Here is a 20,542-nt window from a genome sequence, read left to right on the forward strand (position 1 = left end):
TATTGGGAGGTAACTATCATGGCTAATAACTTAAACGATTATAATGAAAAGAAAATTGTTGGTGTTTTTGATACAGAGCAGGAAGCATCTCGTGCGATAGGACAATTGCAGAGCAAAGGAATCCCAAGCAGTGAAATTTCTGTGATCACCCGTGACCGTGACGAGCTAAGGACGATTAGTGAAGAGACAGGCACCAAAGCACCGGAGGGTGTGGCCACAGGTGCGGCTACCGGCGGTATTGTAGGCGGCGTTGCTGGCTTGCTGGCAGGCATCGGGGCCTTGGCTATTCCGGGTATCGGACCGATCCTCGCTGCTGGACCTATCGCGGCTACTCTTACCGGAGCAGCTGTCGGTGCGGGAGCAGGTGGCTTGGTCGGTGGACTGGTCGGGCTAGGTATTCCAGAAGATGATGCACGTCAATACGAGACATACGTCGATCAGGGCAAGATTTTAGTACTGGTGGATTCAGCTGACCATCACAGGGATGTTTATGATATTTTCCGCACCAACCGTTCGCTGAATGCGGATCGTTACAGAACGTATGATGATACGGTGGCGGACACGCGGACAGATGCGTACACAGATACTAGAAGGAACCTGTAAACAACTAACGGCTAGTTGAGAACGTGATTTAACAGGCTTTCCTATCTCCTTTGTATATAGGTTGTTTCTCCAGCAGCAGTCTCCCCGAGAGGGAAGGCTGCTGCTTTTACATGTTAGTGAAACATAGAATAAACCTGAGATAAATGATGCTTTGCTTGCTGTTGGCACGTTTATCCTTCTATATATTTTTACAGAATTGTCGTTATAATAGATTTGAGGATTTTGAAAAATCCTGGATTTATAAATTGCTAGATGTAACAGGAGAGTGACATGAGTCAAAAAGAGAGAATTTCCGAAGTCGCTTTGCTAAGAGGGCTGGCTTTTGCCGCCGTTGTTCTTCAGCATTCCGTCGCACATTATGCGGTTGCGCAGGGGGCGCGCATCCAGGACGGGGTTTTGATGACACTTTTACTGCTGTGTTCCAAATTTGCAGTTCCGGTGTTTGTGTTTATCACGGGCATGGTGCTATTTTACAATTATGATGGGGTCTTAAAGTACGGAACGTTTTTACGTAAAAGATTCATGGACATCATTGTTCCGTATATCATATGGTCTCTTTTATACGAATTGGGAAATCAGCTTGCCCAAAGTGGTGGATATATTCACCCGCTGGATTTTTTCCAGAAGCTATTGAACGGGAAAAGCAGCTATCATCTATGGTACATCGTTATGATTATCCAATGTTATGTGTTATTTCCCGTGTTTCGTTATGCGGTCCGTCATTTGTCTGCGCTACTGCCGTCAAAATGGCGACCCGCTGCATTGGCTGGATTCGGCGTGCTATATATTTTGCTCATGTTCGCCGTTGGACCCGTATACCAAGCGATGGATAAGCTCCAGCTTCCGGTCATTACCTCTTGGTTTACCCTGTACGCTGACCGGAATGTGATCTACTTTTTCTTTTATTTTGTGTTAGGAGCGGCAGCCGGGATGAACGTCAAGCGTTGGAATGCTTGGGTAACCAAAGCACAGATGATATACTGGCCGTTGTTTATCGTGATTACAGGCTACTTACTGTACGAGATGATCGGTCAGTTCCAGGCGCCGCGAGGTACAGTTCTTTCCTTTAACTATTTGTCTTTGCTGCGTCCGGTCATGGCTGTATATTGCGTCGCGTCTATTTTTGTAGCTTATCGGGTAGCGACGTGGATTGCTCATAAGGGGGGACGTGCGGCGAGTATGCTGACGGCCATCGGAACGTTGTCCTATGGAGCGTATCTCATGCATGCCTTTATGCTGCGTGTGACCTATTATTTTGACGAGACGTTTTTTGCAGACTGGAGCCACGTTCTTCGTACGCTGGCTTCGTTCGTTCTCTGTATGATCTTTTCCGTTGCCGGAACATGGCTACTGGCACGCTTGCCTCTGGGCAAATGGATCGTGGGGCTTCGGGTTCGTCCTCGCCCGACTGGAGGTCCGCCAGCCTTACAAAAGCAAGCCTGATTTGATAACCCAATCACATATGTTCACATGAGTATCCCAAAGCCAAGAACTAAGGCCAAGGGATACTTTTCTATATCTACATTTGTTTAATAGTATGCATACTGATAGACTGGATGTTCCTTTACCAGTTAGGTGAAGGAACATCCATATGGGAGGGTCGCAAAATGAGTGGTCCAGATACAAGAAGCGTTTTTCCAATGAAAAATATTAGAAGTCTGTGTTTTTTGAACAATGTAGTGGTTAATCCATATATCGAAATCGGGGATTATACCTATTATGACGATAATGATAACCCTTTGGATTTTGAGAAAAATGTCCTTTATCATTTTGATTTTATAGGGGACAAATTAAAGATTGGTAAGTTTTGTGCGATTGCAGCCAAAGCCAAATTTATTATGAATGGTGCTAATCATAATACAAATGCATTTACGACTTTTCCTTTTGGAGCGTTTGGCGGAGATTGGGAAGTTGGTTTACCCAATTTAAGTGGGGGCTACAAAGGGGACACTGTGGTTGGAAATGATGTTTGGATTGGTTACAACGTTACCATTATGCCCGGAGTTCAAATTGGTGATGGCGCGATCATTGCGTCAAACGCCGTGGTGACTAAAGATGTTCGGCCATATTCCATTGTAGGAGGAAATCCTGCGAAGTTAATTCGTTTTCGGTTTGATGAGGAAACTATAGCTATGCTCCAAACCCTGAAATGGTGGGACTGGGACATCCAAAAAATAACAGAATATATTCCTGTTTTGACAAGTAACGATACGGAGGCCTTAAAACAATTAATCCAGTCTTCGTAATCTGTAACTCTATTTTTTTAGCTTTAGTTATATTATTTCAACATATGAAAAATTCATAATAGCAAAAACAATAAAATCATTTCTCAGCGCTTCGCACACTACTCTATATCGCCTCATTCTATATCTCTCGCCATCTTAAAACAGGTCACAAGAGATGAAGGGTTCTCATACGCTCTCATATCATCAAAGGAAATAGTGTATGGACGCAGAGTGGTTTATAATGGAAGATAAGGTGCACGAATAAGGTGTGGAGGAGGCTATGAAATGGCGTTTATGATATCCCAGCGGGCTTTTATCAAAATTTATCTGATCACAATGGTGGAGAGGCATCGCGGTTATGGATATCAGATGCTCGAATCGATGAAAGATGAGTTTAGTGGCTTTGGGTATGTTCCGCCTCAGAGCGAGGTTTACCGGGCGCTGCATGAGCTGGTACAGGAAGGTGTTTTTTACCGTACCAAGCGATTGAAAGGAACAGACCCGCGCGTGGATTTTCAGGAGATTGTACTCTATCACTTTACAGATGATGGGGAGGAGAAAGCACGATTGTACAAGAAGCAGGTCAAAGCTGATTTGGACCGTTGCTTAGGTATGCTGCATAAAGCGGAACAAGACAACTATTCCTAACCACGAAAGGATGAGAATGATGGGTAGAAAGCTGAAATGGGGAATTTTAGGCACTGCGGAGATCGCCCAAATCGCTGTAATTCCGGCAATTCAGCAATCCGAACGCGGAGAAGTGCTTGGGATTGCTAGTCGTAATGCGGATAAAGCCGCTGAGACCGCCCGGGAGTTCGATATTCCGAAAAGTTATGGAAGCTATGATGAACTGTTGGCTGATCCCGAAATCGGAGCGGTGTACATTCCGTTGCCGAACCATCTGCATGAAGAGTGGACCATTCGGGCAGCGGAGGCTGGGAAGCACGTTTTGTGTGAAAAACCATCTTCTCTTAGCTCGGCCGGGACAAGTCGCATGATCGAAGCATGTCAACATGCAGGAGTGATCTTTGCAGAGGCTTTTATGTATCGCTATCATCCCAAACATCGAAGAATTAAGGAAATTATCAATAGTGGGGAAATTGGTGACATTCGCGGCATCCATTGCACGTTTACGTTTAACAATACCGATCAGGCAGATAATGTGCGCTTTAATAAAAACATGGGCGGCGGCTCGCTATATGATGTGGGCGTCTATCCGATATCAGCCGCTCGTATGTATTTGGATCGGGAACCGGAGGCAGTGACGGTACATGCCTTATTTTCCCCGGAGCATGACAACGTCGATATGATGGCTTCCGGTTTGCTGGAATTTCCGGGTGGAGTCAACCTTACTTTCGATTGTGGCATGTGGGCAGCTAATCGTTCCAACATGGAAATTCTCGGTAGCAAGGGTACGATTGCGATGCCCAAAATGTTCGGTTGGGAAAGAACGTCTGTTGTACCGCAAATTTTCGTCCACGTCGGTTCGGTCACGCGTGAGGAACGTCTGAAAGGTTTTAATTCCTTTGAACTGCAAGCGGATGCTTTTGCTAAAGCGGTGCTTGACGGTGTCCCGTTGCCGTATGAGCCAGAAGATGCGGTGAGCAATATGAAGGTGATCGACGCTTGTATTGAGTCAGCTCGCAGTCGGAAACGGATAGAAATTGGATAACGGGATCACTGTATTCCCGTAAAGACATAAAAAGCAGCCTGTCCAAAGGACAAGCTGCTTTTTTAGATGAACGAATACATAAGCATATAGCATTACATATTTTCATCATAATCAGTGACATCACGCTTGGCGGCAGTTGCAGGCGAGTTCGATGTACCGTATTTCTCCACGGCGTCCCATGCGCCCGCATCGTCAAATCGTCCTGCATTCCGTTGGCGAACCTCACCTGCACCCTTGGGCGGCGGAGTCATGACCTGTTCCTCTACAGGACGGTCATTCGATAATTCTCGAGTTGGCGTGTGCTCGACTGTATAGGCTGTATATGGAATGGCTTGCAACCGTTCAAAAGGAATTTCTTCCCCGCTCGCCACACATATTCCGTACGTCCCATCCTTCATCCGTTGAAGGGCTGCATTGACTTGCTCCAGCTCGTCTTGCAGCGAATCATTAATCGCCAGATCACGGGACCGTTCAAAGGTTTCTGTCCCTATATCAGCGGGGTGGTTATCATAGGACGAGAGCTCACCTGTGGAATCTGTCAGTGTTTCTCCCAATTGAGCGTTTTCCTGACCGTTTTGTTCAAAATGCTTTTCTAAATCCTTTTTCTGCTCCAGCAACATATGTTTCAGCTCTGCAAGCTGCGAATCGTTCAAATGGTTCATGATCATCTCTCCCCTTCGTAGTCTATATAAGTGACACGTATGCTCTTTTATACCCGTTCAGAGGGCCGGGCAATCAGCAGAGACTTTTATTCCCAGCCTAGAATGTGATATAAAAAGAATAGTGTGTTAAGGAGGGAATAACCGATGGATGAACATATGAAGCGTCGTCTGGATAAACAAAAGCAGTTGTTTAAACAACTGGGCATTCAGCTGGACGCGCTCTCCATTCATGAGAAACAGTTTAAGAATAAAATGCGCGGCTATGATCCGGACGAGGTGGATGCCTTTCTGGATGAAGTGATCAAGGATTATGAACGCTTTTATGCGAATATAGCCGACCTGATGGACAAGTGGCAGGAGCAGCAGGCAACCATACGTGATTTGAAAAATGCACCCAAGCCTGCGGCCGACCTTAATGGACTGGACCGTCGTCAACTGGAGGATATCGTTAAGCAGTTGGAATATAGTGTACGCCAATTAAAAGTGCGAGTACGTCCTGAAAATGACTATTTTCCGGAGTAAGGTGCAGTAAGCACTGTGTTGGTGCCTCTATTGTGGTATGATGGAAACAAGCATTTTTCCAAACAATTAATGAGGCACACACATAAAGGTGGTTAACATGAGTACCCATTTTTCCGTTAGTATCCATTGTCTGCTTCTTCTGGCTGAAGGGGCACCGGATCGAATGACATCGTCACTTATTGCTTCCAGCATCAATACAAACCCGGTAGTTGTGAGAAGGATTATGAGCCGACTCAAACAAGCGGGTTTGGTGGATTCGTCGCCTGGAGCACGCGGCTTTCGTCTAAGCATGTCCAGTTCAAACATCAATCTGAAAATGATCTATGAGGCGACCAAGGATGAAGGTCCGTTGTTCGCCATCCATACCGACAGCAATCATAATTGTGAGGTAGGCAGGAACATAGACGCATTGTTGGATGGTTTATATACCGTGGCAGAGCAGAAAATACAGGCGTTTTTCGAGACCGTTACGCTGCGAGATCTGGAGCAGGCACTTCAGCAGCGCGTGGGGCAACAAAGTTCATCCGTGTAAAGACGCTGGTAAGGAGAATTTATATGAAAATCATCGTACTTTCAGACACTCATATGCCGCATAGAAGCAAAGCGTTGCCTAGTCGGCTTGTACAGGAGTTAAAAGGCAGTGACCTCATTCTCCATGCCGGAGACTGGACGGATTGGTTCGTATATGAATGTCTAGCTGAATTTGCGCCTGTGCAAGGCATTGCTGGAAACAATGATGGAATGGACATCGTGGAGCGTTTAGGCTATCAGCGAATCGTTGAAGTTGAAGGCAAGCGGATCGGCATGGTTCACGGTCACGGCTGGCGAGGAACGACAGAAAATATCGCATTGAATACGTTTAAGGGAGAAACGCTAGATTGCCTGATTTATGGACATTCGCATATTCCGGTGGTCAAAACGATTGACGGTCAGCTTGTCCTTAATCCGGGGTCTCCGACGGACAAACGCGGCGAAGACGAATATTCATTTATCGTGCTGACGATTGAAGCTGGTCAGATGGAAGCACAGCTTGTTCTTTATCCAGATAAACATTGATTTAAAACCAACAACTGTTGATTAAAGGGGAAGCTATGGCCATTTTTGAATTAGAACCAATGAAGCATCATGTGTTGATCTGCAATGGAGGCACATGTATGCGACATGAGGGTGAAGAAGTTACACAGGCAATTCGGGATGAAATTCGTAAACAAAATGCAGAAGCATATATTCACACGACCAGAACTCGCTGTAATGGGCGTTGTCATGATGCTGCGGTTGTGATCGTATATCCTCAAGGGGACTGGTATGGTCAAATGACCCCCGACTCGGGGACTCAACTGGTGCAGAAGCTCGTAACGGGAGAGAAGCTGGAACCTCATCTTTTTCATGAGTGTACAGGTAAATCCAGCTCGGAATAATCCAATCAACCATCTATAAGAACATGAGTAGAGAAAATCTTTGCGGAGATTTTCTCTTTTTTGCGTTTAATCCTCGATGTGAAAGGTAAAAGTATACTGTGAACACCAATCCGATAGGGAGGGAAGTAAAATGGCCCCATTTGAAGATAACCTGCACGATCAGAATGAGCAGAAAGGACAGACGGGGAAAGGAACAACGGAGTCTAAACATCAGGAACAGTCGATCAATCGAGATCATGCAGAGCAGTATCCGACAGAGCAGGAAAGCTTGTTTGACCGTTTTGAGATTGAGCAGACGGTAGACGCCATTCCCGTAGAGGATTTGAAGATGGAAAGGCAGGAGGAGAGAGACAAGGATGCAACCAAGCACACCTCTTCCAGTGAGAAAAAATATAATGGTGGCGTATAATCATCAACTAACTGGTAATATTTAAAAAGAAATCTCTTGACTTTAAGATATATGTAATGTATATTAAGTTACGAAAAGTAATTAATTTTTCTCAGGAGGTAACAAAATGGCTAAAGACTTCTTCACAGCTCTGAAAGACAGACGCTCCTATTATGGTATTAGCAAAGAACAGGTCATTTCTGACCAACGGATTCAAGAGATTGTAGAGGAAGCTGTCAAGTACACACCTACCTCTTTCAACTCCCAAACTTCACGCGCTGTAGTGCTGCTTGGAGAGCATCATGACAAACTATGGAATATTACAGAAGATATTTTGCGTGAGGTTGTAGGCAATGAGGAGCAATTCAAGTCTACTGCCGAGAAGATGAACGGTTTCCGCAGCGGATACGGAACAGTCTTGTTCTTTGAAGACAATAACGTGGTGGCTGGTCTGCAACAACAATTTGAAGCCTATGCGGACAATTTCCCGATCTGGTCCAACCAATCTAATGGTATGCTGCAATTGGTTGTATGGACGGCTCTGGAGCAAGAAGGACTGGGGGCATCCCTTCAGCATTACAACCCATTGATTGATGAAAAAGTGAAAAACGAATGGAACATTCCTGAGCATTGGAAACTGATTGCTGAAATGCCATTTGGTAAACCGACATTCCAACCAGGTGAAAAAGAATTCCAGCCTGTTGAGGAACGCGTAAAAACATTTAAATAATGTTCACGATAAAATGACGTTTAAGGTTCAGCCTGATTAGAGCACTGTGGTTATCTACAGTGCTCTTTGTCATTCCATTTTTAAGGCATGTAAGCTTTTGATATATACGGACACAGGGGTTAATTCATCCGTTAGTGGGTGATATTATGTTTAAAATTGGATGAGAAGTTTACATAGGTGTTATTGCGATTTTATGCAGATGTCTAGGATAACGCGCATTCAAAGGAGGAAAAGTGATGAACTATGATTGCATTATTGTTGGTGGGGGAATTGCCGGATTGCAAGCAGCGATTCAATTGGGGAGATACAGCAGTCATCGAGTTCTAGTGATAGATTCGGGCAATGGTCGATCTACGCTGTGCCACCAGTATCATAATATTTTGGGCTTTCCTGACGGAATTTCTGGTGAAGAGCTGCGACGGCTTGGACGCAGTGAAGCCACGAAACTAGGTACTGAATTTGTTGAAGGGAAGGCGGTAAAAGCCACCAAAAGAGATGAGCTTTTTGACATTCAAGTGGAGGCAGGATCCGTCTATTCGTCAAAAACGCTGCTGTTGGCGACAGGGCTAACGGACCGTTTTCCAAAGCTGGATGGGTTACAAGCCTGCTTGGGCAACAGTGTATATGTATGCCCGGATTGTGACGGTTATGAGGTTCAGGATCGCAGCACGGTCGTTATGGGGGCAGGCAAAGCAGGAGCTTCCATGGCTCTGACTTTATCAGCGCGCACCGATCAACTTGTTTATGTCAATCATGAGCGTTCAGAGGTGCCGGACGAGCTGATCGTAAAGCTGCGGGAAAAAGGGATTGGCTATAAGGAAGCAGCCATATCAGAGATTATAACCGGAGAATGGGGCTGTTTTGAAGGAGTGCGGCTGGCTGATGGACATGTGGTTCGAGCAGAGCGGGGCTTTTTAGCCTTTGGCAGCAATCACGTTCATTCAGAGCTGGCGGAGCAACTGGGTGTACATCTGCTGCATAATAAGCATATTGAGACTCATCCTCGCAGCAAAATGACAAATGTGGAAAATGTATGGGTAGCCGGGGACTTAGGAGCTCATGCCGAGCAAGCGACTGTGGCGATGGGAGAAGGAGCTATGTCAGCGATTTGGATACACAAGGTATTAACTGGTATGAAAACAAAAGAACCGCAGCTCTGAGAGCTGCGGTTTAGAACGATGGGTGTGTACTCGTTGGGAGTTGAAGTTCGAAGCGTTTTAATTGATCGCTCATGCCGTACTTACGTAAAATTTCCGTCTGTTTGTTGCCGATAAGATCAAAATGCGGATAGGGCTGACGCTGATGAATATATTGGGGGTTCAATCCGTTATGGTTGCACCATAAGCGCAGCTTGTCCAAATCAGAACATCCCACCTTGGTGACGGTTGTAATGCCTGGAAAGCGATCATCCAGCCAGTAATGTGTCAGGAAAGCAATTTCACCACGACTGACCTCTCTTTTCCAGGCCATAAGCTCCTGCCGGGTAATGCCAAATGCCATCGTTCTCATCCTTCCTTGGCTCATTCTGAAATCATGAGCTGCTGCGCGGCTGTTCCATTATTTTCGTACTATAGTTTGTATTATGATCCACATGGGGTAACACAATAACAGGAGACCCTGTGTGACGACCTCCTGTTAGCGGTTAAAGCCATCTCTCGGCCCAGCTCTCCACACCATTTAATGCATCACCTAGCTCTTTACCCTTGCGTGTCAGCGAATACTCGGTACGCACAGGCCGCTCTGTGATGACATTGCGAAGGATCAGGCCGGAAAGCTCTAGTTCCTTGATGCGTTCGTTCAGCATGCGTTTACTAAGATCAGGTATGGAGACGTGAATTTCACTAAATCGTTTGGGATGTTCCATCAAAGTATGAATGATGAGAGCGGTCCATTTTTTGCTGATGATCTGAAAGGACTGTTCCACCTTACCGCACAAAAGCTTAGGCTGCCTGTCGTCGCTCATCTGAATCCCCTCAATTTCATTGTTGTTTTAAACAGTATACTAAAAGTAACTCTGTATACCAATAGTAACTATAACGCTTTGTATCAACTGTGACATATTTAACAGTTTTTTCTCTTTCCTTTCGTCAATCATACCACAGAAAACGTTATCATTACAGGATATATCGAATGTTCACGATTTCGCTAAAATTTGATTGACTTGCCCCTTATTTTGGGTGTATTATGGGTTACGTTAATTCCTCAGGTAACTTTTAATAACCTCATCTTTATAATGGGAAGAAGGAATATTTCATGGATTCAATGACATTTGTCTTATTTGGAGCGACAGGGGATTTGGCGAAACGCAAAATTTACCCTGCCTTGTATAATTTGTTTGTAGAAGGTAAAATTCCGGCTTCCTTTTCTGTAATTGGGATGGGGCGTCGTGAAGTGGCGGACGAGCAATTTCAAAGTAATGTAGAGCAATCCATTAAGGATTTTTCCAGACACGTGAATGAAGACCGTGCACAGATGGATCAGTTCTTAAGTGCTTTCCGTTACAGCGCATTGAACGTCAACCACCCGGAAGATTATAAAAAGCTGCTGCAGCTTGCTGAGCAACGTGAAAATGACTTGGGAATTCCGGGGAACCGCATGTTTTACTTATCGGTGGCACCGGAATTTTTTGATGTGATTGCCCTCAATATTCGGGAGAGTGGTTTAGCTGAAACAAAGGGTTGGAAACGGCTCATTATCGAAAAACCATTTGGACATGATCTGGAATCAGCACGTGAGCTGAATGATCGCCTGAGCAGAACCTTTGCTGAGGATGAGATTTATCGTATTGACCATTACTTAGGTAAGCCCATGGTACAAAACCTGGAAGCCTTAAAATTTGCTAATCCATTGCTTCAAGGGATATGGAACAATCAATACATCGCCAATGTGCAAATTACCGCATCCGAGACTGTAGGGGTGGAGGAGCGAGCAGGATACTATGATCATTCCGGCGCTATTCGTGATATGGTACAAAATCACATGCTACAGGTGTTGATGATGACGGCTATGAACAAGCCGGGACATGTCACGGCTGACCAGGTGCGTGATGAAAAAAGCAAGGTGATGGACGCGCTTCGTGCACTTGATCCTTCCGATATTGCTTCCAACGTGGTTAGAGGCCAATATACCAACGGTGAGATCAACGGAAAAGCAGTTCCTTCCTATAATGAAGAGCCGGACATCGGTCCTGATTCACAAAATGATACTTTCATTTCAGCTCGCCTATGGATTGACAACGAACAATGGTCGGGTGTACCTTTCTATATTCGTACTGGCAAACGCATGAAAGAAAAATCTACTCGTATCGTTGTGGAATTCAAAAAGGACAGCACAGATCCTTATGCCGCTCAAGGGCAACCGACTGACCCGAACTTGCTGATCATCCATGTTAACCCGGATGAAAAGGTAACGCTGCGTCTGAATAGCAGAGACCCGTTAAACGCTGGTCAACTGGAAACGGTTCTGATGAATTATCATTCCGAGGCCAAGGATGTACCAGAAGCCTATGAGCGCCTCATCTTTGATGCGCTGCGCGGCGATTCCACCTTTTTTGCTCATTGGAACGAAGTTGAGCTTTCATGGGTGTGGGTTCAACCTGTACTGGAAGCTTTTGCTCGTGGTGAGGTTCCACTTCATACGTATGCAGCAGGCTCTTACGGTCCAGAAGCTTCAGATCAATTGTTGGAAGAGCAAGGCTTTACATGGTGGCTGGACGAAAAGTCCGAAAGCACTGAAAAAGCAGTCGTTCGTTCTTAACATCAATAAGAAAGTATATACAAAATATGTTTGCTACGGCAGGAGGCCTTTACAATGCAAGTAGGATTAATTGGTTTGGGAAAAATGGGCTTAAATCTCGGGAAAAATTTGATCGATCATAAGCATGAACTTGTGGCTTACGACGTCAATGCAGCCGCCATCCAAGAAATGAAGGATTATGGAGCTACAGGTGCTTCCACATTGGAAGAGCTTGTACAGGCAACTCAATCCCCTAGAGTATTGTGGATTATGGTTCCTCACCAAATTGTGGATTCTGTGCTGGAGCAGCTTCAACCGATGTTGTCCAAAGGGGACATCATTATTGAAGGTGGTAATTCTCATTACAAAGAGTCTATTGCTCGCCATGCCCGTCTTCAAGCATATGGTATCAGCTTCATGGATGCTGGAACCTCAGGCGGGATGGAAGGCGCACGCAATGGCGCTTGTTACATGATCGGTGGCGATCCGGAAGCTTGGGCGGTTGTTGAGCCTATTTTCCGCGACACAGCAGTGGAAAACGGATATCTGTATGCAGGTAAATCCGGAAGCGGACATTTTCTGAAAATGGTTCATAACGGTGTGGAATACGGCATGATGGCTTCCATCGGTGAAGGATTTGAAGTGCTGGAAAAAAGCAGCTTTGACTTTGATTATGAACAAGTAGCGCGTGTGTGGAACAACGGTTCTGTTATTCGCTCTTGGCTGATGGGCTTGACTGAACGTGCATTCTCCAAAGATGCAAACTTGGACGAAATCCGTGGGGTTATGCACTCTTCTGGTGAAGGAAAATGGACGGTTGAGGAAGCACTGGACATTCAGGCTGCAACTCCAGTCATTGCTTTGTCCCTGCTGATGCGCTACCGGTCTCTTGATGCGGACACGTTCAACGGGAAAGTGGTTGCTGCGCTGCGCAATGAATTTGGCGGTCACGCGGTAGAAAAGAAGTAATAACGATATAAGCTAGTATCTATCCCCGTAGCTTCACAACTGCGGGGATATTGCTATATGTTTTGTCGTTTATTGGATGTTTGCAAAACCTGCATATGCATATTTTTCCTTGTATATCCGCACAATAGATGAAAAAGGCGGAAGGATGAATAGCGTATGTGCAAAAGGTTTTCGTTATCGGCTGATTTGGATGAGGTAAGGGATCATTTTGGTATACAACGGGTGATGTATTATTACAAAACGCGTTATAACATGAGTCCCACCCAGCATATTCCAATTGTGCTGCATCAGGATGGAGAACGGGTACTTGATGAATTTCGCTGGGGATTTATTCCCTACTGGGGCAAGGATTGTGTCAATGCAGACTTGAATACGGTTCGGGTAAATCCGAGTTATCGCAAGATGGCGGAAACCCGACGTTGTATCATTCCATGCAATGGATTTTATTATTGGCGCAAATTGGGTAAACGCATGTGTGCTGTACGGGTGGTACTGCCGGAACAGAAGATGTTTGCGGTCGCGGGGCTATATGAAGTATGGCAGGATAGTCGTAAGGAGCCTTTACGCACCTGTACGATGATGACAGTTCATGCCAATACGGATATACGTGAATTCGATACCCGTATGCCGGCTATTTTGGAAGCTGATCATATAGATTCATGGTTGGACCCGTCTGTCCAGAACATAGATGAGCTGTTGCCTCTACTGCGCACGTATGAGCAAGGAGACATGAGTATCTATCCAGTGACCCCACTGGTGGCCAATGATGAACATGATAACCGTGAATGTATTCAGGAAATGGATTTGCAGTGGTCCTGGATTAAACCTTAAACGTATGGAGATTTTCATCCATGATTGATCATAAGCTTCCCGCCACCTGCATAGGTATGTATTGGGGAACAAGCGTCATGATCCGGGGAGAGGGGAAACGGCCGAAGGAGTATCTCATGTGGGATGGAGGCGATTGGAATGAGTAACGATACACTCATCCAGCTGCTAGTGCTCATGGTGACGATCATCGGTCTGGTCCAAAACCGGTAAGTGGCAGGTTCCAGAAGGCGGGAGAATTGCCGTAGGCAATCTTCCGTTTTTTTCTGTGTTAAAAAGCTCGCAGATTAAGGAAGCTTACGGTACAATAGATGCTAGGCTACAGGTGACAAGACACCTGAATATACGTCTACATACGATATATTTTTAAGGGAGAGCGAATCATGAGTGAATTAACTTCATTACCACCAGCCAAAAAAAGAAAATTGCTGTTTAGCGCAGGGCTCAGCTGGTTGTTTGATGCTATGGATGTGGGGCTGCTTTCATTTATAGTCGCAGCGTTGGCAAAGGAGTGGCATCTGGGATCTGAGCAAATTGGACTGCTGACTGCAATGAATTCGATAGGAATGGTGTTCGGAGCCGCTTTGGCGGGGATTTTGGCGGATCGTTACGGCAGACGCGCCATATTAGTGTGGACATTGTTGATCTTTTCTATTGCCAGCGGCTTATCCGCTTTTGCGACAGGTCTCGGAATGCTGCTGGTGCTGCGTTTTATTGCTGGTGCAGGCTTGGGCGGGGAATTGCCTGTTGCTTCGACGCTGGTGTCAGAATCAGTGCCTGTGAAAGAACGAGGAAGAGCGGTTGTGCTGCTGGAAAGCTTCTGGGCGGCAGGCTGGATCCTTTCGGCTCTTATTGCTTATTTTGTTATTCCAAAGTATGGTTGGCAAATGGCATTTATTCTCGGCGCAGTACCTGCGCTGTACGCTCTTTATCTGCGCAGAGCTATTGAGGATTCACCGCGTTACAAGCAGCAAAGCGTTAAACTTCCGCTGCGTGCACGATTGGCTTCGATTTGGTCGGGACCCAATCGCAAGTCTACGCTGATGCTGTGGATTTTATGGTTCACAGTTGTATTTTCATACTACGGCATGTTCCTGTGGCTACCGAGCATTATGTTTATGAAAGGTTTCGAACTGGTTAAAAGCTTTGAATATGTACTGATTATGACGCTTGCGCAACTACCAGGTTACTTTACCGCCGCCTATCTAATTGAAAAGCTGGGGCGCAAATTCGTACTGATCATCTACTTGCTGCTCACAGCAGTGTCCGCCATTTGGTTCGGCACCTCGGAAACGGCGGGAATGCTGCTAGCTGCTGGTATCTGCTTGTCCTTTTTTAATCTCGGTGCTTGGGGAGCCATGTACGCTTATACTCCGGAATTGTACCCGACAGCGGTCCGTTCTACCGGTGTGGGTATGGCGGCTGCGTTTGGCCGTATTGGAGGCGTTATCGGGCCTTTTGCGGTCGGTATACTCGTAGGACAAGGCGTAGCGTTACCATCTATCTTTGTGATTTTCTTCGTAGCTATCTTGATCGGAGCAGCGGCTGTATGGTTGCTGGGTACGGAAACCAAAAACCAGGAGATTGACTAACCTTTACATTCACCTGTGTAAAGATTCATAATATAAGAGAGAGGAGTGACCTGAAATGGAGCATACCTTTCTGCTCAAGGCAGACTGGAACGGGGGGCGCAACAGCGACGGCCGTATTGAGGCTGGACAGTTGCGGACTGCAATTTCGATCCCAGCTGAGATGGGGGGCCCTGGTGTGGGCACCAATCCAGATGAAATGCTGCTCGGTGCCGCTGCTACCTGCTATTTGATTACGTTGGCGGCTATGATGGAGCGCGCGAGTCTCCCGGTGGCATCACTGGCGCTGGAATCCGAAGGGATTGTCGATGTAACGAACAATATTTTTACATATCGCCGAATTGTGCATCGTCCGCAGGTTCAATTGGCCGCCGATGCGACAGAATCGCAGATCGAACAAGCATTGCGACTGGCAGAGCAGGCAGAAACCTCATGCATGATCTCGCGTGCCGTAGCGGGAAATGTGACGTTGTCCACAGAGCCCGTGGTGGAGCGCGCCTCTTAAAGCGATATTTGTAACAGGAGCAATCATTCCAATTGCCCATCATTTTTTTAATCCAAGGAGGACACAACCATGACAGCACAACAAAAATTGCTCGTATTCGCAGGCTCTTACGCCGAATTGGAAGGTAACGGAGTTTATTCGTACACTTTTAATGAACAGACAGGAGCACTTACACTACAGGATGAGTTCTCCGGCTTGAAAAATCCTACATTCCTGAATGTGGACGTCAAAAATCGGAAGCTGTATTCCATTGGAGAGACGACTTCTGCTGCAGGAGCGAAAGTAGGCGAAGCCTCTGCTTTCGAAATTGACCCAGTTAAAGGAACATTTACATTACTGAATCGTGCGGAAAACGTGGGTGCAACAACTTGCCACATTCAGCGTGATCCATCTGATCGTTACCTTATTGTAGTCAGCTACCACGGAGGTATGGTGGGACTGGTGTCTCTGACTGAGGACGGACGTATCGGTGAGTTGCTGGATGTTAAACAGCATGAGGGCAAAGGAGCACATCCTGAACGTCAGGATCGTCCACATCCACATTCCAGTTTCTTTAGTCCGGATGGCCGCTTCCTGTTCGTACAAGATCTCGGCCTGGATCTGATCCGCGTTTACACCATTGATGACAGCAAAGGACAACTGGTGCTTCATGGTGAAACGAAAACCCATGCAGGTGCAGGTCCACGTCATTTGACGTTCCACCCGAATGGTAAATTTGCTTTTGTCATTAACGAAGTGGATTCTTCCATTACTTCTTTTGCATTTGATGCAGAGGCTGGCAAACTCACTGAGCTTGAGAGCGTACCGACACTGCCGTCTGACTTTACAGGTGAAAACACAACTGCTGAAATTGCGATTTCGGGGGATGGAGCTTATCTGTACGGTTCCAACCGCGGGCATGACAGCATTGTGGTATACGCTGTAGACGGAGCAAATGGCAAGTTGAGCTTGGTCGAGCATGTATCTGCCGAAGGGGAGCATCCACGCCATTTTGCTTTGACTCCAAATGGTGACCATATGCTCGTGGCCAACCGCGACACCAACAACATTGTTACGTTCAAAGTGGACAAGGCAAGTGGACGCTTGACCTACACTGGGCAACAAGTAACCGTGTCCAAGCCAGTATGCGTACAGCCTTTTTACTTTTCTGTGTAAAAGGAGCGCTACATTTATATCATGCGGAGTGGTTAAGTGATAGTGATGCGGATAATGGTCGCTACGAGAACGGATCATTCTTCCGGTCGCTGTTGCCCCCGGATTTCTCGATTGTATGTTCAAGGGTAGAAATCCGGGGACAAAGGCGAACGCTCCGCTTCTTCAGAACAATTCCGTCCTCTCCGCTGCTTTAGTGCTTTTGGCGACCATTTTTTTATGCAGAAACAATAAATGAATACGTATATGTTGATGGTACTGATAGATTAACCAAGCATAGAAAATTTTTTAGTGAAAACGGCTCGTAGGATAACCTACAGCCGTTTTTATTTTAGGGCTTAGTCATTTCAAAAGAAGTCACTACCTACAAAAATAATATAAAATTTTATGGTTACAAATAAGATACGAATAATCTCGGCAGGAAAAGGGTACATATGTTATAAGCGGGACAAGAATCTCTCAATCCGATAATGCAAATCTAGGACAAGCATTGTGAGTTCCATATAAGGGTTAGAGGCTTAAAATAAAAGTATTATATTTGGCCTAAGTATTAGTTTAGGTCGTTGGCTTTTTTAGAGGCAAACTCATGAAAAATGAGCAATGGCAAGGATAAACTGAGTAACGAAGCGGGCAGATGGATTTCGGAGAAGCGATAGCGTTCGCCTTTGGAACTTGATTTTAACCATTAAAATATATTCAAAAAATCAAGCTCCAACAGCGATCGGAGAAACCATCTGATCGCGAAGTGGGCCTCACAGACCGATAAGAGTATATAAAGGAGGAAACGAAATGAAAATTATCATTACGCAAAAGGAAGCCGTCGACAAAGGAATATGGACAGAGATCATGGGGATGTTTGCTGTGACCAAAGAGGACGAAGTATGGCAAAATGAAGAGTTTATTCTCACCGAAGAACAGGCACGTCAGGTCGGATTATTAAGATAGCAAAGACAAATAGGACATGTTATCAAGTTTTAAGACCAAGTCTTAAAAAATCGTAACTTCTTTTTTATGTATCTGATACACTTTTTAACCGTGCAACGTTTATGATAAGTACACAAGGGTAATGAAGCTTACAGACACCGTGTACATACCCAAACGGCAAGGAGAGATCAGACATGATGAAACTAGCTTCGAAATGGACCGTATTGGCTTTAATGATGATGCTGATTACGACGGCAGGGGCAACAGCGCAAGGCTACACGCCTGTAGCAGCTGCTGAAAATCAGGAGACCGTATATATAAACCAAATGGAGATTCGTGACGGACAAATTTATTTGTCGGCAGACCCGATTGAATGGTATGAAGGCGCGGCAGCTGACAAAGCATTTGTGGAGCATGAAGGAAATACAGGATTGGATGGAGCTCCGGATGGCTACTACATCGTAAACAATTCCGTGCAAAATGACGTGTATCAGGTTGCACCAGATGCTTCAGTAGAGGTGCAGATTTATGATCACACGGGTAACATAGAAGATACAGACGTGCAATGGAACGAATCGATTCCTCTGGCACAGTTTGAGAAAGATTTTGCTAAAAAGGACGTTCTGGACCTCAGTCAATTTCCATACCATATTACGCTTCGTGAGGGTAAAGTTATAAAAATCGTGCAGCAATTCATTCCTTAAAATAGAAGTAATCTCATTTCACAAACACGTGCTTTCACTTGATTATAGATCAGGGGAGCACGTGTTTTTTTATACTTTATAACAAAAAAAGAGGATATCCAGCCCATATAGGGCGCGGATATCCTCTTCTCTTCATAATATATGATTAGAACGATTTTGCTGTGTCTACTGCACGTTGTACAGCAGAAGCAACGATTTCTTGTGCTTGATCTGGAGATTGATTATGTCCTTCCAGAACAACTTTCACGATGTCTTTCACTCCGAAGAAGGATAAGATGTTGTTCATGAAGTTCAAAGACATTTCAGCTGCAGCAGCTGGTCCTTCGGAATAAACGCCGCCTCTTGCATTCAGCAGGGCTACTTTAGTTTCAGTTACGAGACCAACAGGACCTTCAGCAGTGTATTTGAATGTTTTACCAGCTTGGTTCAGATAGTCAATGTACGTATGCAGTACAGCTGGAATCGTCATGTTCCAGAGCGGGAAAGCAAATACGACTTTGTCTGCTGCCAGGAATTGATCCAGGTAGCCATTAGCAATGTTTGCCAGGCGAGCTTCTTCTGCGTTCAGCTCCATGCCTCTAGCGGATTTGAACGTGCCGTTGATCATGTTAGCGTTCAAATAAGGAAGCTCGACGGAGAACAGGTCCAGCTCAGTGATTTCATCAGTTGGGTGGGAAGACTTGTAGCTTTCTACGAAGGCGTTATACAATTTAACTGTTGCAGATTCTTCAGCTGTACGATCATTAGCTTTGACAAATAATACTTTAGACATGATTTATTTCCCCCTAAGTAAGTTGAATAAGTAAGTTAAGTTAGTAAGTTACCAAGTAATATTACAATATAAAGATAATATCTGTCAACACTTTTATATTAAATTTACTTTGAAAAGCTACTTTATTTTTTACACTGAAAATTTTACGTGTTTCTTTTGCAAAATATCAGTTTTGCGGTAAAATTTAAATGTAAAGTTTAATGAAGAGAATGGTTTGAGTAGGCGAAGAAGAAAATGAACATGGTGCCAGCAAGATATAGCACAATAGTTGAACGAAAAAAGGTGAGTAGCTTGAAGATAGGTTTTTTTGATTCAGGATTGGGTGGAATTACAGTATTGTCCGAGGCACTAAGACGTTTGCCAAACGAAAATTTTGTATACATGGCGGATACCCTTCATGTGCCTTACGGGACGAAAACTCCCCAAGAGGTGCTTGGTTATGTCAAGGCTTCAGTACAAACGATTCTAAAAGAAGATGTTAAGGCATTGGTAATTGCCTGCAATACGGCTACAAGTATCGCGGTTGCGGAGCTAAGGAAGGAATATCCTATTCCGATTATTGGTATGGAGCCAGCTGTGAAGCCAGCGGTCGAGATGAACCGTGCCAATGGTAAAAGAGTTCTGGTGTTAGCCACACCATTGACGTTGAAACAATCCTGTTATGCAGCGCTGGTATCCAGAGTTGACGATCATGGGAGCGTGGACTCACTACCTCTGCCGGAGTTAGTACAGTATTGCGAACAGTTGAATTTTGACCGGGCAGAAATGTCCGAATATTTTAACCGTGAGCTGTCTTCGTTCAATCTCGACATATATGGTACGGTGGTATTGGGATGTACTCATTATCCTTTTTATAAGGAAATTCTCAGGGAACTACTGCCTTCTCATATTCAGTTAATTGACGGGAGCCAGGGAACAGTCAGACGGTTGAAACAGGTGTTGTCTGAGCGTAATTTGCTGGAGCCTTCGCCAAAATCCGGTCCATCGCAGGAGGGACATATTACATTTCTATGTTCTAGTCAGGATGAGACCTATGTGCATAAGATGGAGCGGGCGCTTGAAATCTATGCGGAGCATGAAAAGATTTATTTTTAAAAGAAGAGCGGCTGGCGAACGTGTTGGATCTTAATGAAATATCCAAATC

At 45.2% G+C, this 20,542-nt stretch carries 26 protein-coding genes; 22 read left to right on the forward strand and 4 right to left on the reverse strand.

What is annotated here, in order from left to right; genetic code table 11:
- Positions 1-18 precede the first annotated feature (18 nt).
- From NSQ58_RS24300 to NSQ58_RS24320, 5 genes are all read left to right on the forward strand, one after another.
- The gene (locus NSQ58_RS24300; RefSeq protein WP_028542417.1) at positions 19-603 is read left to right on the forward strand and encodes a general stress protein; all 585 of its coding nucleotides are present in this window, start codon (positions 19-21) and stop codon (positions 601-603) included.
- Between the two features lie 270 nt (positions 604-873).
- Complete coding sequence (locus NSQ58_RS24305; protein ID WP_341058330.1) at positions 874-2,046, forward strand: acyltransferase; 1,173 nt, start codon at positions 874-876, stop codon at positions 2,044-2,046.
- Positions 2,047-2,210: 164 nt separating this feature from the next.
- Positions 2,211-2,849: a CatB-related O-acetyltransferase gene (locus NSQ58_RS24310; protein ID WP_341058331.1), complete on the forward strand. Its 639-nt coding sequence runs from the start codon at positions 2,211-2,213 to the stop codon at positions 2,847-2,849.
- 264 nt (positions 2,850-3,113) lie between these two features.
- On the forward strand, positions 3,114-3,476 hold the full coding sequence (locus tag NSQ58_RS24315; RefSeq protein WP_013310011.1) for a helix-turn-helix transcriptional regulator: 363 nt from the start codon (positions 3,114-3,116) through the stop codon (positions 3,474-3,476).
- Positions 3,477-3,495: 19 nt separating this feature from the next.
- Entirely contained in the window at positions 3,496-4,500 is a 1,005-nt protein-coding gene (locus NSQ58_RS24320) for a Gfo/Idh/MocA family protein (protein WP_341058332.1), read from the forward strand.
- 92 nt (positions 4,501-4,592) lie between these two features.
- On the opposite strand, the gene NSQ58_RS24325 is transcribed toward NSQ58_RS24320, so the two are convergent.
- Positions 4,593-5,162: a TraR/DksA C4-type zinc finger protein gene (locus tag NSQ58_RS24325; RefSeq protein WP_053325293.1), complete on the reverse strand. Its 570-nt coding sequence runs from the start codon at positions 5,160-5,162 to the stop codon at positions 4,593-4,595.
- 144 nt (positions 5,163-5,306) lie between these two features.
- Between NSQ58_RS24325 and NSQ58_RS24330 the strand changes: the two genes are divergently transcribed.
- From NSQ58_RS24330 to NSQ58_RS24360, 7 genes are all read left to right on the forward strand, one after another.
- Positions 5,307-5,684 carry a DivIVA domain-containing protein gene (locus NSQ58_RS24330; protein ID WP_023988297.1) on the forward strand — a complete coding sequence of 126 codons (378 nt, stop codon included), beginning with the start codon at positions 5,307-5,309 and terminating at the stop codon, positions 5,682-5,684.
- 97 nt (positions 5,685-5,781) lie between these two features.
- Complete coding sequence (locus tag NSQ58_RS24335; protein WP_076294861.1) at positions 5,782-6,216, forward strand: Rrf2 family transcriptional regulator; 435 nt, start codon at positions 5,782-5,784, stop codon at positions 6,214-6,216.
- A gap of 23 nt (positions 6,217-6,239) precedes the next feature.
- Positions 6,240-6,740, forward strand: coding sequence for a metallophosphoesterase family protein (locus NSQ58_RS24340; RefSeq protein ID WP_023988298.1), 501 nt, complete (start codon positions 6,240-6,242; stop codon positions 6,738-6,740).
- Between the two features lie 35 nt (positions 6,741-6,775).
- Positions 6,776-7,102 (forward strand): (2Fe-2S) ferredoxin domain-containing protein, encoded by a 327-nt coding sequence (locus tag NSQ58_RS24345; RefSeq protein ID WP_023988299.1) that lies wholly within the window; start codon positions 6,776-6,778, stop codon positions 7,100-7,102.
- Between the two features lie 130 nt (positions 7,103-7,232).
- Positions 7,233-7,511 (forward strand): hypothetical protein, encoded by a 279-nt coding sequence (locus NSQ58_RS24350; RefSeq protein ID WP_013310018.1) that lies wholly within the window; start codon positions 7,233-7,235, stop codon positions 7,509-7,511.
- Positions 7,512-7,617: 106 nt separating this feature from the next.
- A complete protein-coding gene (locus tag NSQ58_RS24355; RefSeq protein WP_025722870.1) occupies positions 7,618-8,220 on the forward strand; it encodes a nitroreductase family protein in 603 nt (200 codons plus the stop codon).
- Positions 8,221-8,456: 236 nt separating this feature from the next.
- Positions 8,457-9,380, forward strand: coding sequence for an NAD(P)/FAD-dependent oxidoreductase (locus NSQ58_RS24360; protein ID WP_340981375.1), 924 nt, complete (start codon positions 8,457-8,459; stop codon positions 9,378-9,380).
- Between the two features lie 10 nt (positions 9,381-9,390).
- Here NSQ58_RS24360 and NSQ58_RS24365 read toward each other — a convergent pair whose 3' ends face one another.
- Both NSQ58_RS24365 and NSQ58_RS24370 read right to left on the reverse strand, forming a co-directional pair.
- Positions 9,391-9,720: a hypothetical protein gene (locus NSQ58_RS24365; RefSeq protein ID WP_023988302.1), complete on the reverse strand. Its 330-nt coding sequence runs from the start codon at positions 9,718-9,720 to the stop codon at positions 9,391-9,393.
- A 142-nt stretch (positions 9,721-9,862) separates the two neighbouring features.
- Positions 9,863-10,183: a winged helix-turn-helix transcriptional regulator gene (locus tag NSQ58_RS24370; protein WP_007430161.1), complete on the reverse strand. Its 321-nt coding sequence runs from the start codon at positions 10,181-10,183 to the stop codon at positions 9,863-9,865.
- Between the two features lie 290 nt (positions 10,184-10,473).
- On the opposite strand from NSQ58_RS24370, the gene zwf reads away from it, so the two are divergent.
- The 9 genes from zwf to NSQ58_RS24415 all read left to right on the forward strand — a co-directional run bounded on the left by zwf (position 10,474) and on the right by NSQ58_RS24415 (position 18,626).
- Positions 10,474-11,976 (forward strand): glucose-6-phosphate dehydrogenase, encoded by a 1,503-nt coding sequence (gene zwf / locus NSQ58_RS24375; protein ID WP_023988303.1) that lies wholly within the window; start codon positions 10,474-10,476, stop codon positions 11,974-11,976.
- A gap of 54 nt (positions 11,977-12,030) precedes the next feature.
- Entirely contained in the window at positions 12,031-12,924 is an 894-nt protein-coding gene (gene gnd, locus NSQ58_RS24380; protein ID WP_341058333.1) for a phosphogluconate dehydrogenase (NAD(+)-dependent, decarboxylating), read from the forward strand.
- Between the two features lie 156 nt (positions 12,925-13,080).
- Complete coding sequence (locus NSQ58_RS24385; RefSeq protein ID WP_028542409.1) at positions 13,081-13,755, forward strand: SOS response-associated peptidase; 675 nt, start codon at positions 13,081-13,083, stop codon at positions 13,753-13,755.
- A gap of 20 nt (positions 13,756-13,775) precedes the next feature.
- Positions 13,776-13,901 (forward strand): hypothetical protein, encoded by a 126-nt coding sequence (locus NSQ58_RS24390; protein WP_256703523.1) that lies wholly within the window; start codon positions 13,776-13,778, stop codon positions 13,899-13,901.
- A gap of 234 nt (positions 13,902-14,135) precedes the next feature.
- Positions 14,136-15,344 carry an MFS transporter gene (locus NSQ58_RS24395; RefSeq protein WP_023988307.1) on the forward strand — a complete coding sequence of 403 codons (1,209 nt, stop codon included), beginning with the start codon at positions 14,136-14,138 and terminating at the stop codon, positions 15,342-15,344.
- A 55-nt stretch (positions 15,345-15,399) separates the two neighbouring features.
- A complete protein-coding gene (locus tag NSQ58_RS24400; protein ID WP_028542408.1) occupies positions 15,400-15,846 on the forward strand; it encodes an OsmC family protein in 447 nt (148 codons plus the stop codon).
- Between the two features lie 69 nt (positions 15,847-15,915).
- Positions 15,916-17,001, forward strand: coding sequence for a lactonase family protein (locus NSQ58_RS24405; protein ID WP_341058335.1), 1,086 nt, complete (start codon positions 15,916-15,918; stop codon positions 16,999-17,001).
- Positions 17,002-17,787: 786 nt separating this feature from the next.
- Positions 17,788-17,943: a hypothetical protein gene (locus tag NSQ58_RS24410; RefSeq protein WP_023988309.1), complete on the forward strand. Its 156-nt coding sequence runs from the start codon at positions 17,788-17,790 to the stop codon at positions 17,941-17,943.
- Between the two features lie 173 nt (positions 17,944-18,116).
- Positions 18,117-18,626: a hypothetical protein gene (locus NSQ58_RS24415; protein ID WP_023988310.1), complete on the forward strand. Its 510-nt coding sequence runs from the start codon at positions 18,117-18,119 to the stop codon at positions 18,624-18,626.
- A 145-nt stretch (positions 18,627-18,771) separates the two neighbouring features.
- Here the strand turns inward: NSQ58_RS24415 and NSQ58_RS24420 are convergent, their stop codons facing one another.
- Complete coding sequence (locus tag NSQ58_RS24420) at positions 18,772-19,398, reverse strand: FMN-dependent NADH-azoreductase (protein ID WP_025723667.1); 627 nt, start codon at positions 19,396-19,398, stop codon at positions 18,772-18,774.
- Between the two features lie 240 nt (positions 19,399-19,638).
- On the opposite strand from NSQ58_RS24420, the gene murI reads away from it, so the two are divergent.
- Complete coding sequence (gene murI / locus NSQ58_RS24425) at positions 19,639-20,493, forward strand: glutamate racemase (RefSeq protein WP_048481500.1); 855 nt, start codon at positions 19,639-19,641, stop codon at positions 20,491-20,493.
- Positions 20,494-20,542: the final 49 nt, after the last annotated feature.

The organism is Paenibacillus sp. FSL M7-0134 (genome assembly GCF_038007865.1).
Classification (GTDB): domain Bacteria; phylum Bacillota; class Bacilli; order Paenibacillales; family Paenibacillaceae; genus Paenibacillus; species Paenibacillus polymyxa_B.

Coding starts and splice junctions, on each gene's coding strand:
- NSQ58_RS24300 (WP_028542417.1), top strand. CDS start 19: ATGGCTAATAACTTAAACGATTATAATGAAAAGAAAATTGTTGGTGTT.
- NSQ58_RS24305 (WP_341058330.1), top strand. CDS start 874: ATGAGTCAAAAAGAGAGAATTTCCGAAGTCGCTTTGCTAAGAGGGCTG.
- NSQ58_RS24310 (WP_341058331.1), top strand. CDS start 2,211: ATGAGTGGTCCAGATACAAGAAGCGTTTTTCCAATGAAAAATATTAGA.
- NSQ58_RS24315 (WP_013310011.1), top strand. CDS start 3,114: ATGGCGTTTATGATATCCCAGCGGGCTTTTATCAAAATTTATCTGATC.
- NSQ58_RS24320 (WP_341058332.1), top strand. CDS start 3,496: ATGGGTAGAAAGCTGAAATGGGGAATTTTAGGCACTGCGGAGATCGCC.
- NSQ58_RS24325 (WP_053325293.1), bottom strand. CDS start 5,162: ATGAACCATTTGAACGATTCGCAGCTTGCAGAGCTGAAACATATGTTG.
- NSQ58_RS24330 (WP_023988297.1), top strand. CDS start 5,307: ATGGATGAACATATGAAGCGTCGTCTGGATAAACAAAAGCAGTTGTTT.
- NSQ58_RS24335 (WP_076294861.1), top strand. CDS start 5,782: ATGAGTACCCATTTTTCCGTTAGTATCCATTGTCTGCTTCTTCTGGCT.
- NSQ58_RS24340 (WP_023988298.1), top strand. CDS start 6,240: ATGAAAATCATCGTACTTTCAGACACTCATATGCCGCATAGAAGCAAA.
- NSQ58_RS24345 (WP_023988299.1), top strand. CDS start 6,776: ATGGCCATTTTTGAATTAGAACCAATGAAGCATCATGTGTTGATCTGC.
- NSQ58_RS24350 (WP_013310018.1), top strand. CDS start 7,233: ATGGCCCCATTTGAAGATAACCTGCACGATCAGAATGAGCAGAAAGGA.
- NSQ58_RS24355 (WP_025722870.1), top strand. CDS start 7,618: ATGGCTAAAGACTTCTTCACAGCTCTGAAAGACAGACGCTCCTATTAT.
- NSQ58_RS24360 (WP_340981375.1), top strand. CDS start 8,457: ATGAACTATGATTGCATTATTGTTGGTGGGGGAATTGCCGGATTGCAA.
- NSQ58_RS24365 (WP_023988302.1), bottom strand. CDS start 9,720: ATGGCATTTGGCATTACCCGGCAGGAGCTTATGGCCTGGAAAAGAGAG.
- NSQ58_RS24370 (WP_007430161.1), bottom strand. CDS start 10,183: ATGAGCGACGACAGGCAGCCTAAGCTTTTGTGCGGTAAGGTGGAACAG.
- zwf (WP_023988303.1), top strand. CDS start 10,474: ATGGATTCAATGACATTTGTCTTATTTGGAGCGACAGGGGATTTGGCG.
- gnd (WP_341058333.1), top strand. CDS start 12,031: ATGCAAGTAGGATTAATTGGTTTGGGAAAAATGGGCTTAAATCTCGGG.
- NSQ58_RS24385 (WP_028542409.1), top strand. CDS start 13,081: ATGTGCAAAAGGTTTTCGTTATCGGCTGATTTGGATGAGGTAAGGGAT.
- NSQ58_RS24390 (WP_256703523.1), top strand. CDS start 13,776: ATGATTGATCATAAGCTTCCCGCCACCTGCATAGGTATGTATTGGGGA.
- NSQ58_RS24395 (WP_023988307.1), top strand. CDS start 14,136: ATGAGTGAATTAACTTCATTACCACCAGCCAAAAAAAGAAAATTGCTG.
- NSQ58_RS24400 (WP_028542408.1), top strand. CDS start 15,400: ATGGAGCATACCTTTCTGCTCAAGGCAGACTGGAACGGGGGGCGCAAC.
- NSQ58_RS24405 (WP_341058335.1), top strand. CDS start 15,916: ATGACAGCACAACAAAAATTGCTCGTATTCGCAGGCTCTTACGCCGAA.
- NSQ58_RS24410 (WP_023988309.1), top strand. CDS start 17,788: ATGAAAATTATCATTACGCAAAAGGAAGCCGTCGACAAAGGAATATGG.
- NSQ58_RS24415 (WP_023988310.1), top strand. CDS start 18,117: ATGATGAAACTAGCTTCGAAATGGACCGTATTGGCTTTAATGATGATG.
- NSQ58_RS24420 (WP_025723667.1), bottom strand. CDS start 19,398: ATGTCTAAAGTATTATTTGTCAAAGCTAATGATCGTACAGCTGAAGAA.
- murI (WP_048481500.1), top strand. CDS start 19,639: ATGGTGCCAGCAAGATATAGCACAATAGTTGAACGAAAAAAGGTGAGT.